Raw genomic sequence first — 19033 nt, 5'->3', positions numbered from 1 at the left:
GGTGAACGCGTGAACCTAATTATGAAAATGCTGGCTGCACCAGCAACCGTACTGGCCCTCTGGGCTGTCAGCGCTCAAGCTGCGACGAATGACGACATCGCCAAACGCATCGAGCCCGTCGGCCAGGTGTGTGTTCAAGGGCAGGAATGCAAGGGTATGGAAGTGGCTGCGACCGCAGGCGGCGGAGGCGGGGCGAAGGCACCTAAAGACGTGATCGCCAAGCATTGCAACGCTTGCCACGGCACGGGCCTGCTCGGCGCGCCGAAGATCGGCGACAAGGCAGCCTGGAAGGAGCGGGCCGATCATCAGGGTGGTCTGGACGGCATCCTTGCCAAGGCCATCACCGGCATCAACGCCATGCCGCCAAAAGGCACCTGCGCCGATTGCTCCGATGAAGAGCTCAAAGGTGCGATCAAAGAGATGTCCGGTCTGTAAGCGACGCTCTCAACGAAAAACCGTCTTCGGACGGTTTTTTTGTGCCCGTAAATCAAGAGCCCTCACCGGAACCCTCTCCCTGAGGGAAGGGAACCGACCGAGGTCTCTGGCGTTGTACATCGACCTGAAGGATCAAGTCGATTATTGGATTCGGTGGAGCGTTTTCAATGTCAACGAAATGCTGAATATCCTCAATCAGTTCCCTCTCCCTCTGGGAGAGGGCAAGGGTGAGGGTGACCCTCTTAAGTTGAACAAACATCTCGAAACCAAACGCTGTCCTTTGCAGCAAACTCAAGGCAATCTCGGTCTACCCCTATCAACGGAACGGGCGGGAGGCTTCAGATGGTGCAGTTGTGTTCGATCGAACAGGCGGTGGACGACGTACTGGCGCGCTTGCCGGCGCACATCCACATGGGCCTGCCGCTGGGGCTGGGCAAGCCGAATCACTTCGTCAACGCGCTGTACCGGCGCATCAAGGAGCTGCCCGAGCGGCAGCTGACGATCTATACCGCGCTGTGCCTCGGTCGGCCGAATCTGGGCGATGGCTTACAGAAGCGCTTTATCGAGCCCTTCGTCGAGCGGGTGTTCGGTGATTATCCGGAGTTCGATTTCCTCGCCGATCTGCAGCGCGACAGCCTGCCCGCCAACATCCGTATCCAGCAGTTCTTCATGCAGCCCGGCAGCCTGCTCAACAGCGCGCCGGCGCAGCAGGATTACGTCAGCAGCAATTACAGCCATGCCGCCCGCGACATCAACGCAGCAGGCCTGAACCTGGTGGCGCAGTTGCTCGCCAGCAACAGCGAACATCCCGATCGGCTGAGCCTGAGTTGCAACCCGGACATCACCCTTGACCTGTTGCCGATGATCGCCAAGCGCCGCGAGGCGGGGGAGACCATTGTGCTGGTCGGCCAGGTGCATACGGATCTGCCGTACATGCCCGGCGATGCTGAAGTCGACATCGACACCTTCGATCTGCTGATCGACGAGAAGGACAGCAGCACGCTGTTTTCCACGCCGAATATGCCGGTGGGCTTCCAGGATCATTTCATTGGCTTGCACGCCAGTACGTTGGTGCGCGACGGCGGAACGCTGCAGATTGGTATCGGTTCGATGGGTGACGCGTTGACCGCAGCGCTGCTTGCCCGTCAGGCCGATAACGCCGGCTATCAGGCGTTACTCGATGACATCAACCTCAGCCAATGGGCGCAATTGATCCAGCGCGAGGGCGGCACCGCGCCCTTTGCCAAAGGCCTTTATGGTTGCAGCGAGATGTTCGTCAACGGTCTGCTGGTGCTGGCAGATGCCGGGATCATTCGGCGCAAGGTCTATCCCGATGTGCCGACGCAGGAACAGGCCAATGCCGGCACCCTCGACGAAGCGGCACAACCTGACGGTATCTGCGTGCACGGCGGTTTCTTCCTCGGCCCGCGCAGCTTCTATGAACGGCTGCGCGAGTTGCCGCAAAGCAGGTTGCTAGAATTCAACATGACCCGCATCAGCTACATCAACGAGCTGTATGGGCAGGAAGAACTCAAACGTCTGCAGCGCCTTGATGCGCGCTTCATCAACACCGTGTTCAACATGACGTTGCTGGGGGCGGGTGTCGCGGATCAGTTGGAAGACGGACGGGTGCTCAGTGGGGTCGGCGGGCAGTACAACTTCGTGGCGCAGGGACACGCGTTGCACAATGCGCGGTCGATTCTGATTCTGCGCAGCTGGCGCGAGTCCGCCGGCGAGGTCAGTTCCAACATCGTCTGGGAATACGGCCACTGCACGATTCCGCGGCATCTGCGCGACATCGTCGTCACCGAGTACGGCATCGCCGACCTGCGCGGCAAATCCGACGCGGCAGTGATCGAAGCGCTGCTCAACATCAGCGACTCACGTTTTCAGCCAGGGCTCATCGAACAGGCGCAGAACGTCGGCAAGCTGCCGAAGGATTTCCGTATTGATCCACGGTTTGCCGACAACACACCGCAACGCTTGCAGGCGATTGCCGCGCGGCACCCGAACCTGTTTCCGGAGTACCCGCTAGGTTGTGATTTCACCGCGATCGAACGGGATCTGTTGCGCGCGCTGAACTGGCTGAAGAGCAAGTTCAAGCTGAGCGAGATTCTGGAACTGGGCAAGGCAGCGCTGGATGCGCCGGAGGCCTCAACGTTCCCGGAGCATCTTGAGCGGATGCAGCTGACGAATCCGGAGGGGTTGAAGGAAGACCTTTTCCAGCGCCTGCTCCTCACTGGTCTGAAAGCCACCACGCAATAACTGCCCACCCCAGAAGCCGCTGTGGGAGCGAGCCTGCTCGCGAAAGCGGTGTGTCATTCCCTCAACAGGGTGACTGACACAATGCATTCGCGAGCAGGCTCGCTCCCACAGGGGTAACTCGGTGCTGCTGGTTACTCGATGAAGGTAACGACGCCATCCTTCAGCGATTTCACCCGGGCCAGCGACTCGACGCGGTAGCCCTGCGAGTCCAGTTCGGCGCGGCCGCCCTGGAACGACTTCTCGATGACGATGCCCAGACCGGCAACGGTGGCGCCGGCCTGTTTGATGATCGAGATCAGCGCTTGCGAGGCCTTACCGTTGGCGAGGAAGTCGTCGATGATCAGCACGCGGTCGCTGCTGGTCAGGTGACGCGGGGAGATGGCCACGGTGCTTTCGGTCTTTTTGGTGAACGAGTACACGGTCGCCGAGAGCAGGTTTTCAGTCAGGGTCAGCGACTGTTGCTTGCGGGCGAAGATCACCGGCACGCCGAGGTTCAGACCGGTCATGATCGCTGGGGCGATGCCCGAAGCTTCGATGGTGACGATCTTGGTAATCCCCGAGTCCTTGAACAGCGCGGCGAATTCGTCACCGATCAGCTTCATCAGTGCCGGGTCGATCTGGTGGTTCAGAAAGGCGTCGACTTTCAGGACCTGATCGGAAAGCACGATGCCTTCTTCGCGGATTTTTTTGTGCAGTGCTTCCACAACAGCTTCCTCTGTTGGCGCGATGGGCGCCGAAGGTAGATTAAAAAGTAGTCGATTCTAGCGCTTTAACATCGCGCGTATATCGGCCAATGCGCTATTTCCGCGCACGGCTTTGACTTCAGTCGGGGTGTCGTCGTTGCCTTCCCAGGCCAGATCGTCCGGCGGCAGTTCATCCAGGAAGCGGCTCGGCGCGCAGTCGATGATTTCGCCGTACTGCTTGCGCTTGGCGGCAAAGGTGAACGCCAGGGTCTGGCGGGCACGGGTGATGCCCACATAGGCCAGGCGACGTTCTTCTTCGATGGTGTCGGCTTCGATACTGGAGCGGTGCGGGAGGATTTCCTCTTCCATGCCCATGATGAACACGTAGGGAAATTCCAGCCCTTTGGATGCGTGCAGCGTCATCATCTGCACACCTTCGGCGCCGTCCTCCTCTTCCTGCTGGCGCTCGAGCATGTCGCGCAGCACCAGTTTGCCGATGGCGTCCTCGACGGTCATTTCGCCGTCTTCGTCTTTCTCAAGGGTGTTTTTCAACGCCTCGATCAGGAACCAGACGTTGCCCATGCGGTAGTCCGCAGCCTTGTCGCTGGAGCTGTTGGTGCGCAGCCAGTTCTCGTAGTCGATGTCCATGACCATGCTGCGCAGCGCCGAAATCGGATCTTCGCCGGCGCACTGCTCGCGGACCTTGTCCATGAAGCGCTTGAAGCGCGCCAGGCGATCGGTGAAGCGGCTGTCGAGATGTTCACCCAGGCCAATTTCGTCGGTGGCGGCGTACATCGAGATTTTGCGTTCGGTGGCGTAGTTGCCGAGTTTTTCCAGGGTGGTCGAACCGATCTCGCGGCGCGGCACGTTGATCACGCGCAGGAAGGCGTTGTCGTCATCCGGATTTACGATCAGGCGGAAGTAGGCCATCAGGTCCTTAACTTCCTGACGGCCGAAGAAGCTGTTGCCGCCGCTCAGGCGATACGGCACCTGGTGGTGTTGCAGCTTCAATTCGATCAGCTTGGCCTGATAGTTACCGCGATAGAGAATCGCGAAATCGCTGTACGGGCGGTCCGTGCGCAGATGCAGGCTGAGGATTTCCATGGCCACGCGCTCGGCTTCGGCGTCCTCGTTGCGGCAGCGGATCACGCGGATCTCGTCGCCGTGGCCCATCTCGCTCCACAGCTGTTTTTCGAATTCGTGCGGGTTGTTCGAGATCAGCACGTTGGCGCAGCGCAGGATGCGGCTGGTTGAACGGTAGTTCTGTTCGAGCATGACCACTTTCAAGGACGGATAGTCGTCCTTGAGCAGCATCAGGTTTTCCGGGCGCGCGCCACGCCAGGCATAGATCGACTGGTCATCGTCGCCCACCACGGTGAACTGGTTGCGCTTGCCGATGAGCATCTTCACCAACAGATACTGACTGGCGTTGGTGTCCTGGTATTCGTCGACGAGCAGGTAACGCACCTTGTTCTGCCACTTTTCGAGAATGTCGGCGTGTTCTTCGAAAAGCTTTACCGGCAGCAGGATCAGGTCGTCGAAGTCCACCGCGTTGAACGCCTTGAGCGTGCGCTGATAGTGGGTGTAGACGATGGCGGCGGTCTGCTCTTTGGGATTGCGCGCGTTTTCCAGGGCCTGGGCAGGCAGGATCAGGTCGTTTTTCCAGGCGCCGATCATGTTCTTGATCTCGTCGACGCCGTCGTCGCCTGCGTATTCCTTCTGCATGATGTCGGTCATCAGGGCTTTGACGTCGGTCTCGTCGAAGATCGAGAAACCGGGTTTGTAGCCCAGCCGCGCATGCTCCTTGCGGATGATGTTCAGGCCCAGGTTGTGGAAGGTGCAGACGGTCAGGCCGCGACCTTCGCCGGCACGCAACAGGGTGCCGACCCGCTCTTTCATTTCGCGCGCGGCCTTGTTGGTAAAGGTCATGGCGACGATGTACTGGGCGCGGATGCCGCAGTTCTGAATCAGGTGCGCGATCTTGCGCGTGATCACGCTGGTCTTGCCGGAGCCAGCACCGGCGAGCACCAATAGAGGGCCGCCGACGTAGTTCACGGCTTCTTGCTGCCGGGGATTGAGTCGGGACATACGAAAATTCGGGAGTCGTTGACGAAATGGGCCGGCATTTTAACAGGCTCAGCGATTTGTGCTGCTCTGTCCGACTTGTGACGCAACACGCGATTCAGATTTGCCGGTTTTGTTACTTTCACGCAGGATACGCGGGGATTTTGCGGCTAATGTTCTCATTCGTGACACAAAATAACCTTTCACTGCCGTTGTCATCGGACAACGCATTGGTCATTGTTCAGCACACCGGCATAATGCCCCGCCTACATCATTGCAGAGTCTAGGGAGTCAGCTTGTCTACGCCTGTCGAACCCTTGCGTTTGCTGCTACTGGCCGAAGAGCCAGCGTGGACAGCGTTGTTGCGTGAGTGTCTGGCTCCGATGGGGAGCGCGGCGGTGCTGATCAGCGCGCCGAACTGGGATTCGGTCAGCCGCCTGTTCGAGGACAACCGCCACGCGGTGCTGCTGACCCTGCCGGCATTGCAGCCGGCGCCCGGGCGCTGCAGCCTGCCGACCGTTCTGCTGCTGGAGCATGAACCGGCCACCGCTCCGGTCGGGGTCAGCGACTGGCTGGTCTTCGACGCCCTCGACGCTGGCATGCTCCAGCGTTGTCTGCGCCATGTTCGCGAGCGCGGCGTGCTGGAAAACACCCTGCAGCGCCTCGCCGAACAGGATCCGCTGACCGGCATCGCCAATCGCCAGGGTTTCCAGACCCTGCTCACCGCACGTCTTGCCGAAGGCGACGGTCGCGGTCTCGCCCTTGGCCATCTCGATCTCGATAACTTTCGCCATGCCAATGATGCTCTTGGTCATCAGGCTGGCGATCGTCTGATCCTGCAAGTCGTCGCGCGCCTGAAAAGTCAGCTGGAGGCCGGTGATCAACTGGCGCGGCTGGGCAGTGATGAATTTGCTTTGCTGATCGACACCCGCCGCGCGCCGCAACGCGCCGAGTGGATGGCCGAGCGCATTACCGAGGCGTTGGCCGAACCTTATTGGGTCGACGGTGAGAGCCTGCTGATCGGCTCCAGCCTCGGCATCGCTCACGCCCGCGCCAACGGCGGTGCCGATCCATTGATGTGGCACGCACACATCGCCATGCAGCAGGCCAAGAGCACGCAGGGCTGCACCTTTCATATCTTCAACGAGCGCATCAACCGCAATGCGCGGAGCATGGCTGACCTCGAAAGCGAACTGCGCCGAGCCCTGCGCCGCGACGAGCTGGAGCTGCATTACCAGCCACGCCTGAATCTTGAGGATGGCCAGATCGTCGGCCTCGAAGCGCTGGTGCGCTGGCGCCATGGGGAACGCGGTCTGCTGCCGCCGAGCGAATTCGTGCCACTGGCCGAACAAAGCGGATTGATCGTGCCGTTGGGTTACTGGGTGATTGCCCGGGCACTGCGGGATATGCAGGCTCTGCGCGAGCAGGGACTGCCGCCGCTGCACATGGCGATCAACCTGTCGTTCCGGCAGTTTCAGGACAGCCAGTTGCTGCCGACGCTCAGTCGTCTGATTGCCGAGCGTGGCGTGGAAGCACAGTGGCTGGAATTCGAACTGACCGAAACCGCGGTGATGCGGCGCAGCGATCTGGTCAAGCAGACCATGGACGCGCTCGGCCGCCTCGGCGTGCGCTTCTCTCTGGACGATTTCGGCACCGGTTTTTCTTCGTTCGTGCACCTCAACAGCCTGCCGATCACTTTGCTGAAGATCGACAAGAGTTTTGTCGGCGGTATGGAACAGCGCGAAGAGAACCGCAAACTGGTGCACGCGATGATCAACCTCGCGCACAACCTGCACCTGGAAGTGGTTGCCGAAGGGGTCGAGACGCCGGAGCAGCTGGATTTGTTGCGCGGGTTCGGTTGCGATCAGGTGCAGGGTTATCTGATCAGCCGGCCGTTGCCGCTGGAGGAGCTGGTGGAATACCTGACGTCGGGATCGAGCCAGCAGCCGGCTCTGGAAATCGTCGGTTGATCACCACCCCCTGTAGGAGTGAGCCTGCTCGCGATAGCTTTTCAACAGTCAACATTTGCATTGACTGATATACCGCAATCGCGAGCAGGCTCACTCCTACAGAGGACCTCATTCGGCCTGGGGGATGTTAAAACCTTGAGCTTGCGGCTCGCGCCGAATCATCCGCTGCATCTTCCATTCAAACCCCAGCGTCAGGCTCACTGCCGCGCACGCCAACCCCAGCGCCAGTCCCCACCAGACACCGGTCGGCCCCCAATTGAGGTGGAAAGCCATCCACCACGCCGCCGGCGCGCCAATCAGCCAATAGCAAGCCAGGCCGACCAGGAAGGTGGTCTTTGCATCCTTGAGCCCGCGGATACAGCCCATGGCAATCGTCTGCGTGCCGTCGAACAACTCGAACCACGCCGCTACTGCCAGCAGGCTCACCGCCAGACGGATCACCTCGGCAAACGCCGGGTCGTTATGGTCGAGGAACAGGCCGACCAACTGGTTCGGCCACAGCCAGAACACCAGGGCAAAGCCGAGCATCACTACCGCGCCGAAGGCAATGCCGACACGGCCGGACATCCGCGCATCAACCAGTTGCCCGGCGCCATAGTGCTGGCCGACGCGCATGGTGATGGCATAGGACATCCCGGCCGGGACCATGAACGCCACCGAAACGATCTGCAGAGCGATCTGGTGCGCGCCCATTTGCGTGCTGCCCATGGTGCCCATGCACAGCGCAGCGAAAGCGAACAACCCGACCTCCACCGCATAGGTGCCGCCAATCGGCAGGCCCAGGCGCCAGAGTTCTTTCAGGTATTGCCGGTTCGGCCGCGACAGACCGACGCGCAACGGATAAGCGTCATAGGCCGGATGCCGGCGAATGTGCCAGGCCAGCGCCAGTGCCATGCAGTTGGCGACAATCGCCGTGACCAGACCGATGCCGGTCAGACCCAGGTGCGGCAGGCCGAACATGCCGGTGATCAGCGCGTAGTTGAGCAGGAAATTGGCCACCGTGCCGGCGAGGCTGATCACCATCACTGGCGTCGCCCGTCCAATCGCACTGGTGAAACCGCGCAGGGCCATGAAGCTCAGATAACCCGGCAAGGCGAAGGGCAGGGCGATGAGGAATTGCCCGGCGGCGTTGACGTTGGTTTCGGTCTGGCCAAACAGCAGCAACACGGGTTTGAGGTTCCACAACAGCAGCCCGGCGCCGAGCGCCATCAGCCAGGCCAGCCACAGTCCGGCCTGTGTCAGGCGCGCGGCACCGATGATGTCGCCGGCGCCCTGACGGATCGCCACCAGTGTGCCGACCGCTGCAATCACGCCGATGCAGAAAATCGACACGAACGAATAGCTGGCCGCACCGAGGCCGCCACCGGCCAGCGCTTCTGGACTCAAGCGCGCCATCATCAGGGTGTCGGTCAGCACCATCAGCATGTGCGCCAACTGCGAAGCAATCAGCGGCCCCGCCAGCCGCAGAATGGCCCAGAGTTCGGTACGCACAGGATGCCGCATGGTCATCACCACCCAAATATCAAAGGGAACAGAAGAGCGTCGATTCTCGGCGCTTGGCAGGCGTTGCACAAAGGGATAAAAAGGATGGGTGGCATGATTAATACTCATCCTGAACCGTCTCGGCCGAACCGGCTGCATCCCGCTACTGGAGCTTTGTGTATGTCCCGACGCCTTCCGCCCCTGTATGCCCTGCGTGCATTCGAAGCGGCAGCGCGACACAGCTCGTTCACCCGCGCGGCGGAAGAATTGTCGATTACCCAGAGCGCGGTCAGTCGGCACATGCGTACCCTCGAAGAACATTTCGCCTGCCGGCTGTTTCATCGCAGCGGCCGCTACTTGCAACTGACCGAATCGGCCCGGCTGCTGTTGCCCGGTATCCGCGAAGGCTTTGCCGCCCTCGAGCGCGCCTGCAACACCTTGCGCGCCGAGGACGACATCCTGCGCATGAAGGCACCCTCAACCCTGACCATGCGTTGGTTGCTGGCGCGGCTGAGCCGCTTCCGCCACTTGCAGCCGGGCAATGAGGTGCAACTGACGAGCGCGTGGATGGACATTGATTCGGTGGATTTCAACAATGAGCCGTTCGATTGCGCCGTGTTGCTCAGCGACGGGCATTTCCCGCCGGACTGGGAGGCGAGCCTGCTGTTTCCCGAGGAATTGATCCCGGTTGGCGCGCCGAACCTTCTCAATGACCAGCCCTGGGACGTGGCGCGCCTGGGCAGCGCCGAACTGTTGCATCCGACCCCGGATCGCCGAGACTGGCGCAGTTGGCTGGAGCGCATGGGGTTATCCGATCAGGTCTCGCTCAAGGGCGGTCAGGTGTTCGACACCCTCGAACTGGGCATGATCGCCGCGGCGCGCGGCTACGGTGTGTCCATGGGTGATTTGCTGATGGTTGCCGAAGACGTCGCGCAAGGGCGCTTGAGTCTGCCGTGGCCGACAGCGGTCGCCAGTGGTCTTGATTATTACCTGGTGTGGCCAAGAACCCGTCCGGGAGGTGAACGTTTGCGCCGCCTCAGTGACTTTCTTCAGAGCGAAGTCCGCGCCATGCAACTCCCGGCAGTGACACGCTTGAGCTGAAACGTTCGAGCCGGCACAATGCCACCACTGCGCCATACCCACGCAATGCGCTCAAGTATTCGGTTTTACCGCCGACTACGAGCATGTGGAACCGTCGTGCCGGTTTCGCGTTACCCCCATTATTAGAATATTTTCCGGGCAATTACCGCGATCAAGGAGGATTCGGTGGCTCGGCCAGGAGCTGTTCATGTCTCAACCTCGTGCTCGGATCGCCTCGCAGTTGGGCCTTGCCCTCGCTGTAATACTGGCGATAGTCATCAGCGGCAGTACGGTGTTCGCCTTGCGTTCGCTGGATTCCGCCAACCTCGCCACCCGTGAAGAGCATCTGGCCAGTGAGGCCCGGCTGCTGGCCGATCAACTGAGTACCTTCCACGGTACGCTGCGCGAAAGCACCCTGCGCTTGAGCGGTCTGTTCGAAAAACGCTTCGGCAGTGGCCTGAGTGTGCACCCCGATCAGCCAGTGACCGTGGCCGGCGTGCAGACCCCGGGCCTGCACCTGGGCAACGAGGTGCTGAACAACAACTTCAAGGAAGTTGACGAGTTCAAGCAGATGACCGCCGGCGTGGCCACGGTATTCGTGCGCAGCGGCGAAGACTTCATTCGCGTCAGCACCAACGTCAGCAAGCAGGACGGCACCCGTGCCATCGGCACCGTGCTCGATCATGCCAACCCGGCCTACGCAAAGTTGATGGCGGGGCAGAGTTATGTCGGCCGCTCGCTGTTGTTCGAGCGCTACTACATGTCGCAGTACACCCCGGTGCGCGACGCGGGCGGCAAGATCATCGCCGTGCTGTACGTCGGTTTCGACTACACCGACGCGCAGAACGCGCAGTTCGCCAATCTCAAGCGCTTCCGCATCGGCCAGACCGGCTCGCTGGCCCTGCTCGACGAGCAGAACAAATGGCTGGTGCCGATTGCTGGCGTAGAAGCGCTGGATCAAGCCGTGCCGACCATCAATAACCTGGTGAAAACCCCGGGCAAGGGCGAGTTCTGGAGCGACAAGGGAGAAGACTTCTACAGCATCGCCGTGCCGTTTGAAGGTGGCCCGTGGTCGGTGGTCGCGAGCATGCCGAAAGCCGAGATCCGCGCGGTAACCTGGAGCGTCGGTACGCAACTGGCGATCGGCAGCCTGCTGGCGATGTTGCTCGCGGTCGGTTCCGTGGTCTGGCTGTTGCGCAGCAAGCTTGCGCCACTGGGCGATCTGGTGCGTCAGGCCGAGGCCTTGGGTGCCGGTGATCTGAGCGTGCGTCTGAACGTATCGAGCCACGACGAAATCGGTCAGCTGTCCCGCGCGTTCAACCAGATGAGCCAGGCGCTGTCGACCATGGTCGAGCACATCCGCCGCGCCTCGGAAGAGGTCAACAGTCGCGCGCAGGCATTGTCCGGTTTGTCCGGTGGTGCTTATGAAGGCATGGAGCAGCAGTCGGGCGAAATCACCAGCATGGCCGGCGCGGTGGAAGAGTTCAGCGCGACCTCGCTGAACATCGCTGACAACATGGGCGCGACTCAGCGCCTGGCACAGGAAAACGCCCAGCAAACACAGATTGGTCGCAGCTCGATGGAAGAAGCGTCGTCGTCGCTGGAGCAGATTGCCGGTGCGCTGAACAGCACCGCCACGGTGATCAACACCCTCGGCCAGCGCTCCCAAGAAATCGGCGGCATTGTTGGCGTGATCACTTCGATCGCCGAGCAGACCAACCTGTTGGCGCTCAACGCTGCGATCGAAGCCGCCCGTGCCGGTGAACAGGGCCGCGGTTTTGCCGTGGTGGCGGACGAAGTGCGCAGCCTCGCCTCGCGTACCCGTCAGGCCACCGACGAAATCTCCAGCATGATTCACAGCATCCAGCAGGAGACCGGCAACGCGATCAGCACCATGGAGCAGGGCAATGTGCTGATGCAGGAAGGCCTGTCGCGTAACGCCAATGTCGCCTCGGCACTGGCACGGATCGACGAGCAGAGCCGTTCGGCAGGCCAGCAGTTTGCAGCGATCACCACCGCCACTCAGGAGCAAAGCAGCACCGCGACGTTGCTGAGCAGCAATCTGCAGAGCATTGCCATGGCCAACAGTGAGCAGCGTGAGGTGGTTTCCAACCTGGCCATCACCGCTAAAGAGCTGGAGAAACTGGCGGCGGATCTGCGATCCGAGGTTGATCGCTTCCGTTGATGTGTCTTTGAAATTGCCATCGCGAGCAGGCTCGCTCCCACAGTTTTCGGTGTGACTCACAAATGTTGTGAAAGCCCGATGTCCCTGTGGGAGCGAGCCTGCTCGCGAATGCTTTTCTCCCACAGCTTCTTTGCACTTGCTGAAACGTTTCCGCAGCGCTATAAAAATGGCACAACTCCAATAAAGGCTGCTGCCATGACTCCGCTCAAACTCCTCGTCGCTCTCGGCGCATTCTCTGCCGCTTCCCACGCCATGGCCTGGGACTATGTCCTGCTCGACGCCAACACCCCGGCAAAAAACTGGACGATCACCAGTGAACAGCTCGGTGTAAAAACCACCAAGCCGTTTTCCGTGACCCTGCGCACCCTGCACGGCGGTCGTCAGGAGGGCGTCAGCATCGTCGATATCGATAACGGCACGATGAAGCTTTCGGTGGTGCCGACCCGCGGCATGAACGTGTTGCAAGCTTCGGTGGGCGACGTGCGCATGGGCTGGGATTCGCCGGTCAAGGACGTGGTCAACCCGGCGTTCATCGAGCTCAACGGTCGCGGTGGCCTGGGCTGGCTGGAAGGCTTCAATGAACTGGTCAGCCGTTGCGGTTACGAGTGGGTTGGCCATCCCGGCATGGACAACGGCGAACTGCTGACCCTGCACGGTCGCGCCGCCAATATCCCGGCCAGCACCGTCACTCTGCACATCGATGAAAAACCGCCGTATGCCATCACGCTGCGTGGCGAGCTGAAAGAGCAGGCATTCAAGAAAGTCGATTTCTCGGTAGCGACCGAACTGGTCACTGAACCTGGCAGCGCAAGCTTCGTCCTCAACGATACCCTGACCAATAACGGCGACTATGCGAAGGAATATCAGGCGCTGTATCACAGCAATTTCAGTACGCCGTTTCTTGAGCAGGGCGCGAAGTTTGCTGCGCCGGTGAAGCAGGTATCGCCGTTCAACGACAAGGCCAAGGGTGATCTGCCCGACTGGCAGACCTATCGCGCGCCGACCAGGGACTACGACGAAACGGTCTACAACGTTGTGCCATATGCGGACGCGAAGGGCGATACCCTGACTGTGCTGCACAACAAGGCCGGTAGCCTCGGCGTTGCGGTTGGCTTCAATACCCAGCAGTTGCCAGTGTTCTCGCTGTGGAAAAACACCGACACCCAAGGGCAGGGCTACGTCACCGGGCTGGAGCCTGGGACGAGTTTTTCCTATAACCGTCGCTATCAGCGGCCGCTGAATCTGGTGCCGACCATTGCACCGAAAGAACACAAACAGTTCCAGATCAGCTACAGCCTGCTGGCCGATAAGGCTGCGGTGGATAACGCCCTGAAGCGTGTGACCGATATTCAGGCCGGGCGCGACACCGAAGTGCGCCAGACGCCGCTGGTTGATCTGGCTGAGCATTAAGGTGTCGCCGGCCGGTATTGCAGTGCCTCCGCCAGATGCTCGCGGGTAATCGCATCGGCCTGCTCAAGATCCGCCAGTGTGCGCGCGACCTTGAGCAGCCGATGCGCCGAGCGCAGCGACAGGATCAGTCGCTCGCACGCCCCTTCCAGCCATCTCTCATCGGCTGTGGATAACTTGCAGTGACGCTTCAACCCCGGCAGATCGAGAAACGCATTGGCGCAGCCTTGGCGTTTTTGCTGGCGCTCCCGCGCTTCAGCCACCAACGCCGCAGCGCTGGCGCTGTCCTCCCCGAGCTTGGCTGCCGGATTCAATGCTGTCGCTTCACGCGCCACGGTCAGGTGCAGATCGATACGATCCAGCAGCGGCCCCGACAATTTGTTGCGATAGCGCTGCACCATGTCCGGTGTGCACGAGCATTTGCCGCTCGGTTCGCCAAGATATCCACAGGGACACGGATTCATCGCTGCCACCAGCTGAAAGCGCGCCGGGAAACGCACGCGATCCTTGGCGCGGGCGATGACGATATGCCCGGACTCCAAGGGCTCGCGGAGCACCTCGAGAACCTTGCGATCAAACTCCGGCAATTCATCGAGAAACAGCACGCCGTGATGGGCCAGGGTGATTTCACCGGGTTGCGGTTTTGAACTGCCACCGACCAGTGCCGGCCCGGAAGCGGAGTGGTGCGGTTGGCGAAAGGGGCGCTGCGGCCAGTGAGTCAGAGGCACACCGCTGGCGACCGATTGAATCGCTGCCACTTCCAGCGCTTCGCACTCGGAAAGCGGCGGCAGCAACCCCGGCAGACGACTGGCCAGCAGCGTCTTGCCGGTTCCTGGAGGCCCGCTGAACAACAAATTGTGCGCCCCCGCGGCGGCAATAAGCAGTGCGCGTTTGGCGGCTGTCTGCCCCTGCACCTCATTGAGATCGGGATAGGGTTTGGCGGCATGCATTAAGCCGTCGGAAACGTAAGGCTCCACCGGCGTGTGCCCGTTGAAATGGGCCACCGCTTCCAGCAAATGATCCACCGCAAACACCTTCAACCCCGACGCCAGACACGCCTCCTCGGCATTCGCTCGAGGCACCACCAGCGCCCGCCCGGCCTTGCGCGCCGCCAGTGCCGCCGGCAGCACACCACGCACCGGCCGCACCGCACCGGACAATGCCAACTCACCCAGACATTCCACATCGTCCAGCGTCAGACACGGCACTTGCACACTGGCCGACAAAATCCCCAAGGCAATCGCCAGATCGAAGCGTCCGCCATCCTTGGGCAGATCCGCCGGCGCCAGATTCAAAGTGATCCGCCGCGCCGGAAACTGCAGCCCGGAGTTGATGATCGCACTGCGTACTCGATCCTTGCTCTCCTTCACCGCCGCCTCGGGCAGTCCGACCATGGTCAGGGAGGGCAGACCGTTTGCCAGATGAACTTCGACAGTGACGGCGGGAGCATCCACGCCAATCTGGGCGCGACTGTGGACGATGGAGAGGGACATGGTCGTTCCTTGAGCTGAATCGGGGTCCGCTTCCTGCGGGTTTTTGAAGGGTAGTTGAGCCGGGTTTCAGTGCTGAAATAGAGGTTTACAAGACGTATCAAGACCCGATGGGCTGTCATTGCTTGGCTGAATTGGACCGTTGACTCTCGACCGGCATTGACGGATCATCCCGTTCGAGGACTGCAACTGCGCATTCGTCGGGACTGGGCACCAGCAAAAGCTCCCCCGCATTTTTGGCAGCAGAGAAAGCTGGTTTCTCTGAAGTAGTGACGACGGGCTAGCCTGTCGGATTCTGAACCCAAGGCCGTAAAGCCAGGAGCTAAAGAATCGCTGCGACTACTCCTCAAAAAATACTTAAAAGGCGTCCATCGGACGCCTTTTTTTATTTCTGATTTGGTGGTGCTCGTGGTATCTGCCCCACTAACGTGCCATGTGCACGTTTTTGCGGGTACCAAGTCACCACGAAGTAACCAAATCCTGTGGCGCGCTCGTGTCGCGGTTCAAGAATCAGTGTTCCCATAGATGTCCTCAGTACCGCGACCCTGTTTCCACATCGCTGTTCTTTGAACTCACAATAGATTTGTGCCCCCGGGACGATCATCTTTGCAACAATCGCGGCTACCCCATCGGCAGTCTGGCAACCATGCTTGAGCAAATCGGCACTATGGGCTTCCCAAATGTGCACTACGCCAAAACCACTATTCGCTCGACGGTGAATACCTACCCGCAGATAAATCTTCCCGCCTGGCAAGCCGAATTTTGGCATATCGGGGATCGTGCCAAAGATGTAACCACCATCTGGATGCTGAACCAGCGTGTTTTCTTTGAGCTTGAGCAAATGAGACAAGAGGGATCCAGAACCAGAGTGTCTGGCGATCAATGTGTATCGCCTGGAACTCGACGAATAGGATCGACCAGCGCAGGCGAAAGCCACCAGCCTAATCACAGCCAAGAACTCACGGAATCAGGCGCAGACGCTGATTCTCGTAGGGTTATGCCCTATTAGTTGTAGGACGCCGGCCAAACGGTTTTGATGGTCTTGTTTTCCTGAATCGGATGCTCCACTTTGGCCACTCAACGCAGCCTCTGGAGGCGAACAATGGACCGCAGTGGTATGCGCCCGACTCATCGGGCGAGGTTCTGAATAAGGAATTCATGGAGCCGTTGGGCATGACCGTCATGGAGCTGGCCATGCCCACGAAATGGCCCGAAAGTGAGATCGAAAAGCTTGTGAAATGCCAACTCAGGATCTGCGCCGATCTGGCAATCAGCCTTGCCATTCATCTCAACACTACGCCTGAGTTCTGGATGAATCTTCAGTCGACTTACGATTTGCGCAGGGCCCAGCTCAGGCATGCGGGCTTATAGCGATTGCAGCATCCGCGAAGCCCTTTTCCACCAAGGCCCCGTCATTGGGCGCTTGGTCTGTTCCCGCTCCACCATCATCTGCGGCGCATCGTGTGACCGTATCCACGGCTGGGCGTTTTCGATCTAGTTGAAATCTGGGCTTTTCGGCGCAATCGGACGGCGGTCATTCAGGTTGTAGGACGTTGCCGGGATGGTTGAAGGGCTGGAGATCAAAAGATCGCAGCCTTCGGCAGCTCCTACAGGGGGCGCGGATTATTCAGCGGGCGGCGTCAGCTTCGCTTCCATCTCGGCAACCTTGGCTTCGAGGCTTTCGAGGCGGGCACGGGTACGCGCCAACACAACCATCTGGCTATCAAACTCTTCACGGCTGACCAGGTCGAGTTTGCTGAAGGCACTTTGCAGCAGCATTTTGAACTGGCTTTCGATTTCGGCTTTCGGCAGTGGCGTGTCGCCGCTGAACAGGCGGGAGGCGGTGCCGCTCAGGGCGTCGAGGAAGTCTTTGGGCGCGAGCATGGGGAATGTCCTGGAAACAATGGCCGGCAGTGTATCACGCAGTGTCTATAGTCAATCCCGTTGCTCGGATGCACGCTTTTCGCGCAGGGGGACGGACGGTGGCGCACCGTTGTTGTGCGTATCGGTAAACGCTTTTCTGCGCGAGTGCGCGCAACCGAGGCCAAACGGTTGAAATGCCGCGCTTTTGCCGAGCTGGCAAGGTTTCTGCTTAGTCACCCTCGACCCATGCACTGATGCAGTCGCTGTGACGAATGCAGTGCGGCAGACGAAGCGGGGAGTTTCGTCTGATGCGGTTAGCTGGCGTCAACGATGCGTTACAAAGCCAGGCACTGCGCTTAGACTTGAGACGGGTTTGTTTTCCTGGGGCAAGTCCACCAATTCGGGAGAGAGTTTCATGAAGCTAGTCACTGCCATCATCAAGCCGTTCAAGTTGGACGACGTGCGCGAGTCGCTGTCCGAAATCGGCGTGCAGGGCATTACCGTCACTGAAGTCAAAGGCTTCGGCCGGCAGAAGGGTCACACCGAGCTGTATCGCGGCGCGGAATATGTGGTCGATTTTCTGCCCAAGGTGAAAATCGACGTGGCCATCGACGACAAGGATCTGGATCGGGTTATCGAGGCGATAACCAAGGCGGCCAACACCGGCAAGATCGGTGACGGCAAGATCTTCGTGGTCAATCTGGAACAGGCGATCCGCATCCGTACCGGCGAAACCGATACCGACGCGATCTAAGCGCCGCCACAAACCCAACGCCCCAGGAGAAAACAATATGACTCTGCGTAAATTCGCAGGGCTAGGCGCCCTGTTGTCCATCGTAATGCCCGGCATCGCCATGGCGGCAGACGAAGTGGCAGCGCCAGTCCTCAATTCCGGCGACACCGCCTGGATGCTCACCTCCACAGCCCTCGTGCTGTTCATGACCATTCCCGGCCTGGCGCTGTTCTACGGCGGCATGGTTCGCTCGAAAAACATTCTTTCCGTGCTGATGCAGTGCTTCGCCATTACCGGTCTGATCAGCATCCTGTGGGTCATTTATGGCTACAGCATTGCCTTCGACACCACCGGCATGGAGCAGGGCGTCGTCAACTTCAATTCGTTCTTCGGCGGCATGGGCAAGGCGTTCCTCGCCGGTGTCACGCCTTCGAGCATCACCGGCCCGGCGGCGCTGTTCCCTGAGGCGGTGTTCATCACCTTCCAGATGACCTTCGCGATCATCACCCCGGCGCTGATCGTCGGTGCGTTCGCCGAGCGCATGAAGTTCTCCGCGATGCTGATCTTCATGGGCATCTGGTTCACTCTGGTTTATGCACCGATCGCGCACATGGTCTGGTCCGGTAACGGCGGCCTGATGTGGGACTGGGGCGTACTCGACTTCGCTGGCGGCACCGTGGTGCACATCAACGCCGGTATCGCCGGTCTGGTAGCGTGCCTGGTACTGGGCAAGCGCAAAGGTTTCCCGACCACACCGATGGCCCCGCACAATCTCGGTTACACGCTGATGGGCGCGGCGATGCTGTGGGTCGGCTGGTTCGGCTTCAACGCTGGCTCCGCTGCAGCTGCCAACGGCACCGCCGGCATGGCGATGCTGGTTACCCAGATTGCCACCGCTGCTGCGGCACTGGGCTGGATGTTTGCCGAGTGGGTCACCCACGGCAAGCCTAGCGCACTGGGCATCGCCTCGGGTGTGGTCGCCGGTCTGGTTGCGATTACACCGGCGGCTGGCACCGTGGGCCCGATGGGTGCACTGGTGATCGGTCTGGCCGCAGGCGTGGTGTGCTTCTTCTGCGCCACCACCCTGAAACGCAAACTCGGCTATGACGATTCCCTGGATGCCTTCGGCGTGCATGGTATCGGCGGTATCCTCGGCGCGATCCTCACCGGCGTTTTCGCAGCACCGGCACTGGGCGGCTTCGGCACCGTGACTGACATTGGCGCGCAGGTCTGGATTCAGATCAAGGGCGTCGGCTTCACCGTGATCTACACCGCCATCGTCACCTTCATCATCCTCAAGGTGCTGGATGCCGTCATGGGTCTGCGTGTTACCGAGGAAGAAGAGTCGGTCGGCCTCGATCTGGCACAACACAACG

15 protein-coding genes are annotated in these 19033 nt (G+C 60.3%); 9 read left to right on the top strand and 6 right to left on the bottom strand.

Annotated elements, in window-relative coordinates:
• Positions 1-21: 21 nt before the first annotated feature.
• Entirely contained in the window at positions 22-435 is a 414-nt protein-coding gene (locus DCO47_RS12475; protein WP_042607130.1) for a cytochrome c5 family protein, read from the top strand.
• 342 nt (positions 436-777) lie between these two features.
• Positions 778-2700, top strand: a complete 1923-nt coding sequence (locus DCO47_RS12465; protein WP_083353816.1) for an acetyl-CoA hydrolase/transferase C-terminal domain-containing protein — start codon at positions 778-780, stop codon at positions 2698-2700.
• 131 nt (positions 2701-2831) lie between these two features.
• Here the strand turns inward: DCO47_RS12465 and DCO47_RS12460 are convergent, their stop codons facing one another.
• Positions 2832-3404 carry a xanthine phosphoribosyltransferase gene (locus tag DCO47_RS12460; RefSeq protein WP_042607125.1) on the bottom strand — a complete coding sequence of 191 codons (573 nt, stop codon included), beginning with the start codon at positions 3402-3404 and terminating at the stop codon, positions 2832-2834.
• Positions 3405-3461: 57 nt separating this feature from the next.
• Positions 3462-5471, bottom strand: coding sequence for a DNA helicase Rep (rep, locus tag DCO47_RS12455; RefSeq protein ID WP_016772574.1), 2010 nt, complete (start codon positions 5469-5471; stop codon positions 3462-3464).
• A gap of 272 nt (positions 5472-5743) precedes the next feature.
• Here rep and DCO47_RS12450 point away from each other — a divergent pair, with 272 nt between their 5' ends.
• Positions 5744-7417: a bifunctional diguanylate cyclase/phosphodiesterase gene (locus DCO47_RS12450; protein ID WP_042607124.1), complete on the top strand. Its 1674-nt coding sequence runs from the start codon at positions 5744-5746 to the stop codon at positions 7415-7417.
• A gap of 108 nt (positions 7418-7525) precedes the next feature.
• Here DCO47_RS12450 and DCO47_RS12445 read toward each other — a convergent pair whose 3' ends face one another.
• Complete coding sequence (locus DCO47_RS12445; RefSeq protein ID WP_064364760.1) at positions 7526-8920, bottom strand: NorM family multidrug efflux MATE transporter; 1395 nt, start codon at positions 8918-8920, stop codon at positions 7526-7528.
• A 159-nt stretch (positions 8921-9079) separates the two neighbouring features.
• Between DCO47_RS12445 and DCO47_RS12440 the strand changes: the two genes are divergently transcribed.
• The 3 genes from DCO47_RS12440 to DCO47_RS12430 all read left to right on the top strand — a co-directional run bounded on the left by DCO47_RS12440 (position 9080) and on the right by DCO47_RS12430 (position 13574).
• Positions 9080-10000: a LysR substrate-binding domain-containing protein gene (locus DCO47_RS12440; RefSeq protein WP_116658191.1), complete on the top strand. Its 921-nt coding sequence runs from the start codon at positions 9080-9082 to the stop codon at positions 9998-10000.
• Positions 10001-10187: 187 nt separating this feature from the next.
• The gene (locus DCO47_RS12435; protein WP_042607122.1) at positions 10188-12164 is read left to right on the top strand and encodes a methyl-accepting chemotaxis protein; all 1977 of its coding nucleotides are present in this window, start codon (positions 10188-10190) and stop codon (positions 12162-12164) included.
• Between the two features lie 195 nt (positions 12165-12359).
• Complete coding sequence (locus tag DCO47_RS12430) at positions 12360-13574, top strand: aldose 1-epimerase family protein (protein ID WP_116658190.1); 1215 nt, start codon at positions 12360-12362, stop codon at positions 13572-13574.
• Here DCO47_RS12430 and DCO47_RS12425 read toward each other — a convergent pair.
• Both DCO47_RS12425 and DCO47_RS12420 read right to left on the bottom strand, forming a co-directional pair.
• On the bottom strand, positions 13571-15064 hold the full coding sequence (locus DCO47_RS12425) for a YifB family Mg chelatase-like AAA ATPase (RefSeq protein ID WP_065616355.1): 1494 nt from the start codon (positions 15062-15064) through the stop codon (positions 13571-13573). The two genes, DCO47_RS12430 and DCO47_RS12425, sit on opposite strands and share 4 nt — an antisense overlap.
• Positions 15065-15446: 382 nt before the next feature.
• A complete protein-coding gene (locus DCO47_RS12420; protein ID WP_073470953.1) occupies positions 15447-15911 on the bottom strand; it encodes a hypothetical protein in 465 nt (154 codons plus the stop codon).
• Positions 15912-16234: 323 nt separating this feature from the next.
• Here DCO47_RS12420 and DCO47_RS12415 point away from each other — a divergent pair, with 323 nt between their 5' ends.
• Positions 16235-16432, top strand: a complete 198-nt coding sequence (locus DCO47_RS12415) for a HigA family addiction module antitoxin (protein WP_252873555.1) — start codon at positions 16235-16237, stop codon at positions 16430-16432.
• 252 nt (positions 16433-16684) lie between these two features.
• Here the strand turns inward: DCO47_RS12415 and DCO47_RS12405 are convergent, their stop codons facing one another.
• Complete coding sequence (locus DCO47_RS12405) at positions 16685-16945, bottom strand: accessory factor UbiK family protein (RefSeq protein WP_007920416.1); 261 nt, start codon at positions 16943-16945, stop codon at positions 16685-16687.
• A gap of 394 nt (positions 16946-17339) precedes the next feature.
• Between DCO47_RS12405 and glnK the strand changes: the two genes are divergently transcribed.
• Both glnK and DCO47_RS12395 read left to right on the top strand, forming a co-directional pair.
• The gene (gene glnK / locus DCO47_RS12400; protein WP_002555808.1) at positions 17340-17678 is read left to right on the top strand and encodes a P-II family nitrogen regulator; all 339 of its coding nucleotides are present in this window, start codon (positions 17340-17342) and stop codon (positions 17676-17678) included.
• A 37-nt stretch (positions 17679-17715) separates the two neighbouring features.
• Positions 17716-19033: ammonium transporter (locus DCO47_RS12395; RefSeq protein WP_133247403.1), on the top strand; the 1318-nt coding region annotated here is incomplete at its 3' end.

This window comes from Pseudomonas sp. NDM (genome assembly GCF_003105095.1).
GTDB lineage: Bacteria > Pseudomonadota > Gammaproteobacteria > Pseudomonadales > Pseudomonadaceae > Aquipseudomonas > Aquipseudomonas moraviensis_A.
This window is presented reverse-complemented; position numbering and strand designations above follow the sequence as displayed.

Coding starts and splice junctions, on each gene's coding strand:
- DCO47_RS12415 (WP_252873555.1), top strand. CDS start 16,235: ATGACCGTCATGGAGCTGGCCATGCCCACGAAATGGCCCGAAAGTGAG.
- DCO47_RS12440 (WP_116658191.1), top strand. CDS start 9,080: ATGTCCCGACGCCTTCCGCCCCTGTATGCCCTGCGTGCATTCGAAGCG.
- rep (WP_016772574.1), bottom strand. CDS start 5,471: ATGTCCCGACTCAATCCCCGGCAGCAAGAAGCCGTGAACTACGTCGGC.
- DCO47_RS12425 (WP_065616355.1), bottom strand. CDS start 15,064: ATGTCCCTCTCCATCGTCCACAGTCGCGCCCAGATTGGCGTGGATGCT.
- DCO47_RS12405 (WP_007920416.1), bottom strand. CDS start 16,945: ATGCTCGCGCCCAAAGACTTCCTCGACGCCCTGAGCGGCACCGCCTCC.
- DCO47_RS12435 (WP_042607122.1), top strand. CDS start 10,188: ATGTCTCAACCTCGTGCTCGGATCGCCTCGCAGTTGGGCCTTGCCCTC.
- DCO47_RS12430 (WP_116658190.1), top strand. CDS start 12,360: ATGACTCCGCTCAAACTCCTCGTCGCTCTCGGCGCATTCTCTGCCGCT.
- DCO47_RS12475 (WP_042607130.1), top strand. CDS start 22: ATGAAAATGCTGGCTGCACCAGCAACCGTACTGGCCCTCTGGGCTGTC.
- DCO47_RS12465 (WP_083353816.1), top strand. CDS start 778: ATGGTGCAGTTGTGTTCGATCGAACAGGCGGTGGACGACGTACTGGCG.
- DCO47_RS12445 (WP_064364760.1), bottom strand. CDS start 8,920: ATGCGGCATCCTGTGCGTACCGAACTCTGGGCCATTCTGCGGCTGGCG.
- glnK (WP_002555808.1), top strand. CDS start 17,340: ATGAAGCTAGTCACTGCCATCATCAAGCCGTTCAAGTTGGACGACGTG.